Source organism: Marinobacterium ramblicola (genome assembly GCF_019084545.1).
GTDB lineage: Bacteria > Pseudomonadota > Gammaproteobacteria > Pseudomonadales > Balneatricaceae > Marinobacterium_D > Marinobacterium_D ramblicola.
The window spans coordinates 1-11,699 of record NZ_JAHREP010000022.1; the positions used below are offsets into that span (position 1 = coordinate 1).

General features: G+C 60.3%; 12 protein-coding genes. 7 read left to right on the plus strand and 5 right to left on the minus strand.

Going from position 1 to position 11,699, the window contains the following annotated elements; genetic code table 11:
* From KQ940_RS16240 to KQ940_RS16270, 7 genes are all read left to right on the plus strand, one after another.
* Positions 1-123 (plus strand): aldehyde dehydrogenase family protein (locus KQ940_RS16240; RefSeq protein ID WP_217414910.1); only part of this gene is annotated, 123 nt, incomplete at its 5' end.
* Positions 124-172: 49 nt separating this feature from the next.
* Complete coding sequence (gene betA, locus KQ940_RS16245) at positions 173-1,924, plus strand: choline dehydrogenase (RefSeq protein ID WP_217414821.1); 1,752 nt, start codon at positions 173-175, stop codon at positions 1,922-1,924.
* 189 nt (positions 1,925-2,113) lie between these two features.
* Positions 2,114-3,007: a choline ABC transporter substrate-binding protein gene (locus KQ940_RS16250; protein WP_246590142.1), complete on the plus strand. Its 894-nt coding sequence runs from the start codon at positions 2,114-2,116 to the stop codon at positions 3,005-3,007.
* 52 nt (positions 3,008-3,059) lie between these two features.
* Positions 3,060-3,917: a choline ABC transporter permease subunit gene (gene choW / locus KQ940_RS16255; protein ID WP_217414823.1), complete on the plus strand. Its 858-nt coding sequence runs from the start codon at positions 3,060-3,062 to the stop codon at positions 3,915-3,917.
* Positions 3,918-3,921: 4 nt separating this feature from the next.
* Positions 3,922-5,115: a choline ABC transporter ATP-binding protein gene (choV, locus tag KQ940_RS16260; protein WP_217414824.1), complete on the plus strand. Its 1,194-nt coding sequence runs from the start codon at positions 3,922-3,924 to the stop codon at positions 5,113-5,115.
* A 136-nt stretch (positions 5,116-5,251) separates the two neighbouring features.
* A complete protein-coding gene (locus KQ940_RS16265; RefSeq protein ID WP_217414826.1) occupies positions 5,252-5,938 on the plus strand; it encodes a TorF family putative porin in 687 nt (228 codons plus the stop codon).
* A gap of 134 nt (positions 5,939-6,072) precedes the next feature.
* The gene (locus KQ940_RS16270; protein ID WP_217414827.1) at positions 6,073-6,495 is read left to right on the plus strand and encodes a hemerythrin domain-containing protein; all 423 of its coding nucleotides are present in this window, start codon (positions 6,073-6,075) and stop codon (positions 6,493-6,495) included.
* Here the strand turns inward: KQ940_RS16270 and KQ940_RS16275 are convergent.
* The 5 genes from KQ940_RS16275 to KQ940_RS16295 form a co-directional block, all read right to left on the minus strand.
* On the minus strand, positions 6,487-7,851 hold the full coding sequence (locus KQ940_RS16275) for a diguanylate cyclase (RefSeq protein WP_217414828.1): 1,365 nt from the start codon (positions 7,849-7,851) through the stop codon (positions 6,487-6,489). The two genes, KQ940_RS16270 and KQ940_RS16275, sit on opposite strands and share 9 nt — an antisense overlap.
* A 119-nt stretch (positions 7,852-7,970) precedes the next feature.
* Positions 7,971-8,210 carry a hypothetical protein gene (locus tag KQ940_RS16280; RefSeq protein WP_217414829.1) on the minus strand — a complete coding sequence of 80 codons (240 nt, stop codon included), beginning with the start codon at positions 8,208-8,210 and terminating at the stop codon, positions 7,971-7,973.
* Entirely contained in the window at positions 8,210-9,922 is a 1,713-nt protein-coding gene (locus tag KQ940_RS16285) for a PAS domain S-box protein (protein WP_217414830.1), read from the minus strand. The genes KQ940_RS16280 and KQ940_RS16285 overlap by 1 nt, the downstream gene beginning before the upstream one ends.
* 43 nt (positions 9,923-9,965) lie before the next feature.
* Entirely contained in the window at positions 9,966-10,445 is a 480-nt protein-coding gene (locus KQ940_RS16290) for an STAS domain-containing protein (RefSeq protein ID WP_217414831.1), read from the minus strand.
* Positions 10,438-11,622 carry a SpoIIE family protein phosphatase gene (locus KQ940_RS16295; RefSeq protein WP_217414832.1) on the minus strand — a complete coding sequence of 395 codons (1,185 nt, stop codon included), beginning with the start codon at positions 11,620-11,622 and terminating at the stop codon, positions 10,438-10,440. The genes KQ940_RS16290 and KQ940_RS16295 overlap by 8 nt, the downstream gene beginning before the upstream one ends.
* Positions 11,623-11,699 lie beyond the last annotated feature (77 nt).

An 11,699-nucleotide genomic window follows, 5' to 3' on the forward strand; every position in this document is an offset into this window, starting at 1 on the left:
CCGGTGGGTGGCTACAAGCTGTCCGGTATCGGTCGCGAGAACGGCGTCGAGACCCTGGCCCACTACACCCAGACCAAAGCGGTGTATGTGGAGCTCGGCGACATCAAGTCGCCCTATGCCTGACAGGCGCCTGTAACGACAAACATTTAACGGTTTAGCAGGGTACAGATAGATGAACGCTTTCGATTACATCATTGTCGGCGCCGGTTCCGCTGGTTGCGTACTGGCGAACAGGCTCAGCGCCGACGGTCGCACCTCCGTACTGCTGCTGGAAGCGGGCGGTTCCGATCGCAGCCTGTTTATCCAGATGCCGACCGCCCTCTCCTACCCGATGAACAACGAGCGCCACACCTGGCAGTTTCACGCCGAGAAAGACGTGGGTATCGACAACCGTGCCCTGCACTGCCCGCGCGGCAAAGTACTCGGCGGCAGCTCTTCGATTAACGGCATGGTCTATGTGCGCGGTCATGCCTGTGACTTCGATGAGTGGGAGCACTCCGGCGCCTGCGGCTGGAGCTACCAGGACTGCCTGCCCTACTTCAAGCGCGCCGAAACCTGGTCCGGCGGTGCCGACGCCTACCGCGGCGGCGACGGTCCCTTGTCCACCTGCAACGGCAATGAGATGTCGCTGAACCCGCTGTACCAGGCGTTTATCGATGCCGGTGTCGAGGCGGGCTACCCGGCAACCACCGACTACAACGGTTATTGCCAGGAGGGGTTCGGCGCCATGCATATGACCGTGCGCAGCGGTGTCCGCGCCTCTACCTCCAACGCCTACCTGCGCGAAGCGCTGGGCCGGCAGAACCTGAAGCTGCAACAGGGCGTCACCTGTCGCCGCGTGCTACTCGATGGCAAGCGCGCTACTGGGGTGGAGTACGAACTGAACGGCAAGGTGGTACAGGCAACAGCCAGCAAAGAGGTGATCCTCAGCGCCGGTTCCATCGGCTCACCGCAGCTGCTGCAGCTGTCCGGCATCGGCCCGGCCGAGGTGCTGAAACAGGCCGGGGTCGAGGTAAAGCATGAGCTGCCCGGCGTCGGTGAGAACCTGCAGGACCACCTGGAGGTCTACTTCCAGTACCGCTGCAACCAGAAGATCACCCTGAACGGCAAGCTGGACCTGATCAGCATGGGCCTGATCGGCAGCCGCTGGATGCTGTTCAAGGATGGTCTCGGCGCCACCAACCATTTTGAATCCTGCGGCTTCATCCGCTCCCGTGCCGGGCTCAAGTGGCCCAATATCCAGTACCACTTTCTGCCCGCGGCGATGCGCTACGATGGCCAGGCCGCCTTTGACGGCCACGGTTTCCAGGTCCATGTCGGCCCGAACAAGCCGGAGAGCCGAGGCAGCGTACGCATCACCAGTGCCAACCCCAATACGCCGCCGCAGATCCGTTTCAACTATCTGAGCACCGAGCAGGATGTGCAGGACTGGCGCGACTGCATCCGCCTGACCCGCGAGATCCTGAACCAGCCTGCACTGGATGAGTACCGCGGCGAGGAGATCCAGCCCGGCGCCAGCGTACAAACGGACGAGGAGATCGACGCTTGGGTGCGGCAGAACGTGGAGAGCGCCTACCACCCATCCTGCTCCTGCAGGATGGGTGCCGCCGATGACCCGATGGCGGTGGTCGACCCCGAGTGCAGGGTGCGCGGCCTCGACGGTCTGCGCGTGGTGGACTCGTCGATCTTCCCCACCATCACCAACGGTAACCTGAACGCGCCGACCATCATGGTGGCGGAGAAAGCCGCCGACCTGATCCTCGGCAACACCCCGTTAGCTCCCGCTGATGTACCGGTGTGGATCGACGAGCACTGGCCTCGGCGTCAGCGCCCCGGTATGGCCACGCGTCCAGCGGACATGCCGAAAGCACAGCCCAAAACCACTACATTTTACGACCCCGAACTGGAGGCAGCCTCAGCCTGAACACCCGGCCAGTAGAGAGCTTAAGCTCCCGGGCCAAAACGTACTGATCCTTTGCACGTGCCCCTAATAAAGACAACTGAACGCTTAGAGGAATCAACGATGACAATACAGAACACCCAACACCGACCGATCGACCGCACATTCAAACACCTGCGCCGGGGGGGCGCCGCGCTCGCGCTGAGCGCCGCAATGACTCTGACCGCCCAGACTCAAGCCGCCGATTGTTCGACTGTGCGCTTCTCCGATGTGGGCTGGACCGATATCACCGCCACCACCGCCATCACCAGCGAAGTGTTGAACGGGCTCGGCTACAAGACCAAGACCCACCTGCTGTCGGTTCCGGTCACCTACACTACTATGGCCAATGGCTCGATCGACGTCTTCCTCGGCAACTGGATGCCGACCATGGAGGGCGATATCGCCAAATACCGCGATAACGGCAGCGTCGAAACCGTTCGTGCCAACCTCGAGGGCGCCAAATACACCCTGGCGGTTCCCAAGTATGTGTATGACGCCGGGGTGCACTCCTTCGCCGATATCGCCAAACACGCCGACAAGTTCAAGGGCCGTATCTACGGTATCGAACCTGGTAACGACGGCAACCGCTTGATCCAGGACATGATCGATTCCAACGCCTTCGGCCTTAAAGATTTCAAACTAGTCGAATCCAGTGAAGCGGGCATGGTGTCCCAGATCGCACGGGCGGTTAAGCACCAGGATTGGGTTGCATTCCTAGGCTGGGCGCCACATCCGATGAACTCCAACTTCGAAATCGAATACCTCTCCGGTGGCGACGACTACTTCGGCCCAGACTTCGGCGGTGCCAACGTCTATACCAACGTCCGTAAGGGCTACACCGACGACTGCCCTAACGTCGGCAAGCTGCTCGGCAATCTGAGCTTCAACCTGCCACTGGAAAACGAGCTGATGGGGATGATCCTCGACGACGGCAAGCAACCTGACGCTGCGGCCCGCGAATGGCTCAAGAACAACCCCCAGGTACTCGACGCCTGGCTGGCCGGTATCACCACGATTGACGGCGGCGACGCCATGAGCGCAGTACGCGCCCATATCGGCCTCTAACCCAACGGGCCGAGATACCTGTACCTCCCGTACATAACGATGAGTAGCGCTCATGAACTGGTTAACCGAACATAAAATCCCTCTGGGTGCGGCGATGGAAGAGTTCGTCGACTGGCTGACCCTGCACGCCTCCGGGCTGTTCGATGCCATCTCCGGCTCACTGGAGTGGCTGATCCTGAATCTGGTTACCCTGATGCAGTGGTTCCCGCCGATTGTGCCGATTCTGGCCACGGCGGCGATCGCCTGGTTCTGGCACCGCAGCCTCGCGATGGTGATCTTCGTCACCTGTGCGCTGCTGCTGATCCTGAACCTGGGGTACTGGCAGGAGATGCTGGAGACCTTCGTACTGGTGCTTGCCGCCACCCTGCTGTGCGTTCTGATCGGCATACCGCTGGGCATCATGGCCGCACACAAACCCTGGCTCTACACCCTGCTGCGCCCGATTCTGGACCTGATGCAGACCATCCCCACCTTCGTCTACCTGATCCCGACCCTGGTGCTGTTCGGACTGGGCGTGGTGCCGGGGCTGATCTCCACCATCATCTTCGCCATCGCCGCGCCGATCCGCCTGACCTACCTGGGTATCAGCAGTGTGCCGGAGGAGCTGATGGAAGCCGGCAAGGCGTTCGGCGCCACGCCATCAAAGCTGTTGCTCAAGGTGGAACTGCCGGCGGCGATGCCGCAGATCATGGCCGGTATCACCCAGTGCATCATGCTGTCGCTGTCGATGGTGGTGATCGCGGCACTGGTGGGCGCCGACGGCCTGGGCAAACCGGTGGTGCGCGCGCTGAACACCGTCAATATCTCCCAGGGGTTCGAAGCGGGTCTGGCGATCGTGCTGGTTGCCGTGATTCTCGACCGTCTGTGCAAGGCACCCTCACGCCGTGCCACGAAACGTAAAGCGGGGTAATCCGATGAAAGCTATCAGCATTCGTAATCTGGACGTGGTATTCGGCGACAACGTCAGCAAAACCCTGGCGATGCTCGACCAAGGCCAGGGGCGGCAGCAGATCCTGGAAACCACCGGCGATGTGGTGGGTGTGCACAACGCCAGCATCGACGTGGAGCAGGGCGAGATCTGTGTCCTGATGGGGCTGTCCGGCTCCGGCAAGTCGAGCCTGTTGCGCGCGGTCAACGGCCTTAACCCGATCAGCCGTGGCTCGCTCGAGGTGCTCGACGGCGACCGCATGGTCGACCTCGCCAAGTGCAACAGTCAACACCTGCGTGAACTGCGCCTGAAGCGGATATCCATGGTGTTCCAGAAATTCGCCCTGATGCCCTGGCTCAGCGTGGTCGATAACGTGGCTTTCGGTCTGGAGATGCAGGGGATCGGCAAGAGCGAGCGGCGCAAGCGCGCACTGGAAAAACTGGATATGGTCGGACTTGCCGACTGGTCGGAGAAGCTGCCGCACGAACTCTCCGGCGGTATGCAGCAGCGTGTCGGTCTTGCCCGCGCCTTCACCATGGACAGCGATATCCTGCTGATGGACGAGCCGTTCTCGGCACTGGACCCGCTGATCCGCACCCAACTGCAGGATGAACTGATCATCCTTCAGCGCCAGCTCAACAAGACAATCCTGTTCGTCAGCCACGATCTCGACGAGGCACTGAAGATCGGCACCAACATCGCGATCATGGAGTCGGCCCGCATCATACAGCATGGCGCGCCGGAGGATATCGTGCTCAACCCGAGCAACACCTACGTCGAGAAGTTCGTTGCCCATACCAACCCGCTCAACGTACTGCGCGGCCGCTCGCTGATGACCACGATCGGTGCCATGCAGGGCGATGGCAACCGACTGCTGCTCAACGCGCTGGACCAGAGTCATGTCCACCTCGAAGCCGGCAGACCGGTGGCAGCACAACGGGGGGAGCAGGCGCTGGAGATCCGGCAGTGGCACGACAGCCATGCGCTCGACGACCTGAGTGAAAACACGCTGATGATCGCCAGCCCCGACATCTCCATGCGCACCGCGATCGAACTGCGCTACCGCACCGGTCAACCTGTGCTCCTCAGCGAAGATAACCGTCTGGTCGGCATGCTGTCGGACAAGGATTTCTATCACGCGCTGCTGGGCAAGCACTTCACCCAGAACGAAGCCGCCTGAGCCCGATAACCGTCGCGACTATCCCCCGGGAGATATTGTGACTCCCGGGGGGCGACCTTTAGATTCCCGTCAACAGCGCACAAAACGCGGCTGGCGACATGTAATCAAACCCAACCAATGATCCAAGGAACGCTCCATGAAAAAGGTTCTTCTTAGTGTGTTAGGCGCCCTGGCAATCACCCCGGCGTACGCCGTTGAAACCTCCGGTACCATCGGCTTCACCAACGACTACCGCTTCAACGGCATCTCCCAGACCGCCGGCGACCCAGCGATTCAGGGCAGCCTGGATCTGGCCTTCGACAGCGGCGTCTATGCCGGTATCTGGGGCAGCAACGTGGACTTCGGTGACGACGCCAACCTGGAGATCGATTACTACGTCGGCTACAGCAACGATATCACCGACGATCTGAGCTACGACGTCAACTATGCCTGGTATACCTATCCCGGCTATGATGCCGCGGATGGCGATTACGGCCAGCTCAACCTGAGCCTGTTCTACGGCAACGCCTCCGTGACTTACGGCTACGCCAACGACTACTTCAACAGTGGCGAAGCCGGTCAGTATATCGCCTTCGACTACAGTCAACCGCTGCCCCACGAGATCAGCCTGGACCTGCACGCCGGCCACAGCTTCGGCGATTACTGGGGTAAAGTCGATATCGACGATTACGAAGATTACTCCATCGGCCTGTCCGGCAGTTTCGCGGGACTTGACCTGTCCGCCGCCTATGTCATCACCAGCATCGACAGCGAAGACGAGATCGATTCGGGCCTGTTCCGCAACGATAACGCGCTGGTGGTCAGCGTTTCACGCACCTTCTAACCCTCTCTCCTGGCCTTCGAGCCACCCCTTCGGGAGCCTAACGGCTCCCTTTTTCCGACCTTGTTCACGACCACAAGCTGTTAGACAATCGGTGCAACAGCCTAAAGTTGCATTTAGAACGCATGAAAAGATCTATGGAATTGAGAACACTCTCCAGCGACCATCACCGGGCACTGGTGATCGCCAAGAGGGCCAGACAGGCAAGCGGCGAGGACGAATCGGCACTGACCCGACTCTGGGCGGAGATCGAAACCGCGTACAGGTCCGAACTGGAACGGCATTTTGCTATTGAGGAGCGCTACCTCTCGGAACCGCTTAGAGCGGTCGGCGAGACCAACTTAGTCGAGCGTCTACTGGGAGAGCACCGCCAACTGCGCAGCCATTTTACGGCAGATGCGGAGCGCAGCCTGGACGCCCTGCATCGCTTTGGCGAGCTTCTGGCCCAGCACGTGCGCTTCGAGGAGCGGGAGTTTTTCAATACCGCCGAGGAGCGGCTCGACGCGCATACGCTGGCCGCCGTGGAAGCAGCCTGTGAAGAGGGAGCGGCCTTAACCTGAATGTTGTGCAGCGGAGTCCGGCAGTGTGCCCATTCCACTATCTCGCCAGACAACCACCCGGTTGCGTCCCTGCTGTTTGGCTTGATACAGGGCACCATCGGCGCTCTGCAACAGCGTTTCGTAACTACCGCCGTGTTCGGGATAGGTCGCGACCCCCAGGCTGAGGCTGACCCTGACCTCTCGGCCATCCTCTAACCGGATCTTCAGCGCTTCTACCGCCTGCCTGACACGCTCGGCGGTCATGCACGCGCCGCCCGCATCGCACTCAGGCAATATCAGCGCCAGCTCTTCGCCGCCATAACGGCAGGCCTGATCCACCTCACGTAATCCCGCGCGAAAGGTTGCCGCCACTGCCCGCAACGCTTGATCTCCGGCCTGATGGCCATAGCTATCATTGAAGCGCTTGAAATGATCGATATCGCACATGATCAGGCTCAACGGTTTGCCATATCTCGCTCCGCGACCGATCTCATTGGTCAGGATACGATCGAACTCACGCCGGTTATACAGGCCGGTGAGATCATCCGTGCGTGCAGCCAGCAGTAGCGCTTGTTCCTGGGAGTCGATCCTGTCGGTCATCAAATTGAACGCCTCGGCCAGATTGACCAGTTCGCACGGCAGCTCAATGGCGATCCGGCTCTCGCGGTCCCCTGCGGCAATACGTTTGGCTCCCGCCAACAGCTGGTCCGTACTTTTTACCAGCGAGCGGTTGATCAGCAGGACACCGATACCGGCAAACAGCAACGACAGTGCAAAACCCATCACGATCAGCAGTTCCGACAATTCAAAGTCTGCCAGTGCGATGTCATGAATGCGCTCGTTTTCACGGCGCACATCCTCGAAGATGACGCCTATATCCTGGCCCAGCTGGTTTATTCCCGCCTCGAATCCCTGAATCCGCTGGGAAGCCAGAGAGGCAACACCCAGTGGTGGCGCGGTCATGATCGATCCGGCCACCCGGTTCAACTCGTCCCAATCCCGCTGCAGCCTTACCATGTCGCGCGATGTCGATTCGTATACGCCGACCGCCTGGGACAGACTGGCGATGCCCTGGGTAATGTCGTCCAACTCCCGCCGATAGCTATGCGCGTGTTGATTCTCACCCGTCAACGAATAGTCGATCACATCCCTGGACATATCCCAGAGAGAAAGCTGGATTTTTTGCAGTGGTTGCAAAATCTCGCGCTGTTCGCGCGACACCTCAATCAGGGGACGGGTGATCGATTTTTCATATAGGAGATAACCAAATACCGAGAGCAACGAAATAGGGGCAAGCGCCAGCAACATGCCCGTTGCGAGCCAGAATTTCAGCGAACGTCGCCGCCAGAACGCTGAAATATGCCTTACCGAATTCATCGCGCCTCCCGAGATCCTTCCAGGATTTAGACCTCAGTGTAGGCGATAATCCCTCGATTCACTTGATTGCACCCAACCCGAGAGCGAACATCCATCCACTGATCCTGACGCAGGCAGCCTCACAGCAGGATATCAAGTGACTCCAACAACGCGATCCGATCAGCCGATATCGACGTTCTCCACGCCAGCACACCAACCCCGCTGGCCTGCGCCTCGCGCAGCAGCTCACCGTAACGGCGCAGCAGGGTAACCGGCTCCAGAGGGGGATCGAAAATCACGTGGCTTTCCTGGTTCGGGACAAAGGGTGGAGCTTCGACGACACCAGACTCGCGGTCAAGCGGTTCTACCGCCGATGCCACTAGCTCCCGTCCGCAGGATTCCTCTCATCCAGCGCCATGCGGATCTGCTCCGCCAGGTCGTCAATCGCGTAGGGCTTGCTGATCAGGCGTACCGGCTGATTCGACTGTTCGAGCTGGTCGATGGCATTACCGGTATAACCGGAGGTGTAGAGAACCGGCAGGTCCGGGCGCAACTCTCTCGCCTGACGGGCGATATCGGGGCCGTGCATCCCGCCCGGCAGTACCACATCGGTGAACAGCAGCTGGATCTCCGAATCACTTCTCAGCAGCGCAAGAGCCGAAGGGCCATCTTCCGCCTCCAGCACCTGATACCCCAGGCTGCGCATTATACGAACCGCCAGCGCACGCACATCGGGCTCATCCTCAACCACCAGGATCCGTTCATGCCCGGTGCGGTTGGGCGTCTGCTCCGGCTCGGAGAGTATCACCTCGCCGCCCGCCTGTGCCTGAGGCAGAAAGAGTTTGACGGTGGTGCCCTTACCTTCGACGCTGTAGATTTTGACATGTCCACCGGACTGTTTGGCGAAGCCGTAGACCATCGCCAGTCCCAGTCCGCTGCCACGGCCCACCTCCTTGGTGGTGAAGAACGGCTCGAATACCCGCGACAGGTTCTCCACAGCGATGCCGCTGCCGTTATCCGACACTGCCAGCACCACGTAAGCGCCCGGCTTGAGATCCCCCTCCAATGCCGCGGTCTGCTCATCGAAGTGGATCTTCGAGGTCTCGATCAGCAGACGCCCGCCCTTGGGCATCGCATCGCGCGCATTAACCGCTAAATTGAGCAGTGCGACCTCCAGTTGAGACGGGTCGGCCAGCGCCTTGGGCAGGTTGTCCACCGTTCTGATATCGAGCGCGATCGACTCTCCCAGGGTGCGTCTGAGCATGCTGACGATCCCCTGCGCCAGCGCGCTCAGGTCGATCAGTACCGGTTTCAGTTGCTGGCGGCGTGAAAATGCCAGCAGCGTCCGGTTCAGATCCGCACCGCGCTGCCCCGCTTGCAGGGCAGCATCGATCAGTTCCTGTGCCAAGCCGTCTCCCCGGCAGTGCCCAGCCAGGATCTGCAGGTTACCGTTGATGACGGTGAGCAGGTTGTTGAAATCGTGGGCGACACCACCGGTGAGTTGACCCACCGCCTCCATCTTCTGCGCCTGATGCAGAGCCGCCTCGGCACTCTGCCGATCGGCCATCTCCTCCTGCAGTGCCCTGTTGGCCTGCTCCAGCTCGGCGGTGCGCTCACGCACCCGGGTTTCCAGCTCCGTTTTTGCCTTGCGCAGCGCCAGTTGAGCTGCCCGCCTGTCACTGATATCCCGGATCGACGCAGACACCAGCACACCTTCGGCGGTTTTCAGCGGGCTGAGGCTGATCTCCACCGGTATCTCGCTGCCATCCTTACGCCTGGCTGCCAGATCCAACCCTGAGCCCATCGGCCGAACCTCGTGATTGACCAGGAAGTGGTTACGATGACCGACATGCCGATTGCGGGCCCGCTCGGGCACCAGCACCTCAATCGACTGGCCGATCAGCTCCTCTTCGCTGTAACCGAACAGCGGTGCCACCTGGGCGTTGACTAGTACGATATGTCCCTGTCCATCGACCACTACTACCGCGTCCGGCGCGGCTTCAAGCAGCCGACGGTAGCGTTCGCGCTCCGCCTTTGCCTGCGCCAGCTCAGCTTCCAGCTCTTTGATTTTGCTATCGATGTCCTGGTTCATCTCATTCCTGCGGCCGCTACCGGGCTAGTAAACCGGTTCCACCTCAATCGCCTGTCAGCGCATCCACAACGCTCTGGAACTGCTGCCGATTATCCGTCGAAAGCTCACAGAGCGTGCGGTGGGCATCCAGGATGGTTTGCCGCAACCCCGCCTCATCCGGCTCGATCCTGGGTACCACCTCGTCTGTGGTCATCTGCGCCGAGCCTGCCACCATGAGGCAGTAACGATCCAGGCACAGCGCCCTGAGCAGTTCGTTGATCTCGCCGTTGGTACTGAAGATGACCGGCTTGCCACCGCCTGCTGCGGCCAGCAGCCGTGTGATCTTGGCCAGCAGTCCGATGCCGGTACTGTCGATCGACTGGGTGGCGTTCAGGTCGATGCAGACCGTTTTCGGCGGACGTTCGGTAAAGGTACGATCCAAAAACAGATCCAACCCATGGGCCAGTGTATAACGAATGGCACCATCGAAGCGCAAAGCCAGGTCGTCGCCCGACCTGGCAAAACTGACTTTTCCTTCATCCATTCGCGGCAACCCTCCGTATCAAAAGAATGCTGGCATCATCGGGCAGCGTGTCGCACTCCACCAACCCGATCTCGGTTACCAGTGCAGCGGCCCCCCTGTCGTCACGGGCCGCCAGCAAAGCCAACTGCGCCTTGCAGCCCTGCAGATCCGCCTGCGGCAGTGTGTCCAGCACACCATCGGAATACAGCGTCAACGAGAATCGTTCGCCGATACTGCGCTTGGCACAGGTATAACTGGCATCTGGGAACAGCCCCACCGGCGGGCTTTTGTCACCGACTGTCTCAACCTGTTCGCCATCGAAACAGTAGGGAAAGGGGTACTGGCCCCCGATGCTGTAGGTCAGCGACTGCTTCTTCGCGTCGACAATGGCGTAAAACATGGTCAGGTACTTGCCATGATCGCCCTGCAACAGTTCACTGTTGAGCGCCTCGAGCAGGGCTGCCGGATCCAGCAGTTTTCCATCGCGGTACCGCCGAAAGTTCTCCAGGTAGCGCGACATCAGGTGCTTGACCATCACCGTGATCAGCGCGGAGGAGATTCCATGGCCGGAGACATCCACCATGTAGAAAGCGAAGCGGTCACGGTCGATGGCAAAGTAGTCGATAAAATCACCGCTGAGCAGCGATGAGCTCTGGATATGGTGACTGCATTCGTAGTCGCCGAAGTGCTGACACTGTGGCGGCAACAGCGTGAACTGCACCCTGCGCCCAGCCGCCTCGTCCTCGCGAATCTTGGCCAGGTTCGCTTCAAGCTGCGTATTGGCGCGTTCCAGGTACTGGCGGTAGTGGCGATTCTCCTCAATCAGTCGACTGCGCTCCAGTGCGCGCTCGACGGCATGGCGCAATACTTCCAGATCAGGCAGCGGCTTGGTCAGGAAATCCGAGGCACCGAGCTTCAGCGCCTGAATCGCGTCATGCATCTCCCCCGTGCCAGAAACAACGATCACGGGCAACGCCTCGTAGCGATGACGCAAGGCCTCAAGCAGCTCGATGCCGTCCATTTGGCCAGGCATGCGCAGATCACACATCACCAGTGCCGGTAATCTCTGTTGGCAGATATCCAGCGCCAAGCTGCCTTCACCGCTGGTTTCGACCTGGAAACCAAGCGTGCGCAGGTAACGCGCAAACATATCCCGGACAGCCGGATCGTCATCGACGATCAGTATGTGTGCCGACAAAAGCGATCTCCTCCGATCCCTGTTGGCGGAATTGTGCTGCTTCACGATGACCAGGGGATGAGCCAGGATCCGACGCG

Excerpts from the sequence above, each read along its gene's own strand:
- KQ940_RS16265 (WP_217414826.1), top strand. The coding sequence starts at position 5,252 with ATGAAAAAGGTTCTTCTTAGTGTGTTAGGCGCCCTGGCAATCACCCCG.
- KQ940_RS16275 (WP_217414828.1), bottom strand. The coding sequence starts at position 7,851 with ATGAATTCGGTAAGGCATATTTCAGCGTTCTGGCGGCGACGTTCGCTG.
- choW (WP_217414823.1), top strand. The coding sequence starts at position 3,060 with ATGAACTGGTTAACCGAACATAAAATCCCTCTGGGTGCGGCGATGGAA.
- KQ940_RS16270 (WP_217414827.1), top strand. The coding sequence starts at position 6,073 with ATGGAATTGAGAACACTCTCCAGCGACCATCACCGGGCACTGGTGATC.
- KQ940_RS16285 (WP_217414830.1), bottom strand. The coding sequence starts at position 9,922 with ATGAACCAGGACATCGATAGCAAAATCAAAGAGCTGGAAGCTGAGCTG.
- KQ940_RS16290 (WP_217414831.1), bottom strand. The coding sequence starts at position 10,445 with ATGGATGAAGGAAAAGTCAGTTTTGCCAGGTCGGGCGACGACCTGGCT.
- choV (WP_217414824.1), top strand. The coding sequence starts at position 3,922 with ATGAAAGCTATCAGCATTCGTAATCTGGACGTGGTATTCGGCGACAAC.
- KQ940_RS16250 (WP_246590142.1), top strand. The coding sequence starts at position 2,114 with ATGACTCTGACCGCCCAGACTCAAGCCGCCGATTGTTCGACTGTGCGC.
- betA (WP_217414821.1), top strand. The coding sequence starts at position 173 with ATGAACGCTTTCGATTACATCATTGTCGGCGCCGGTTCCGCTGGTTGC.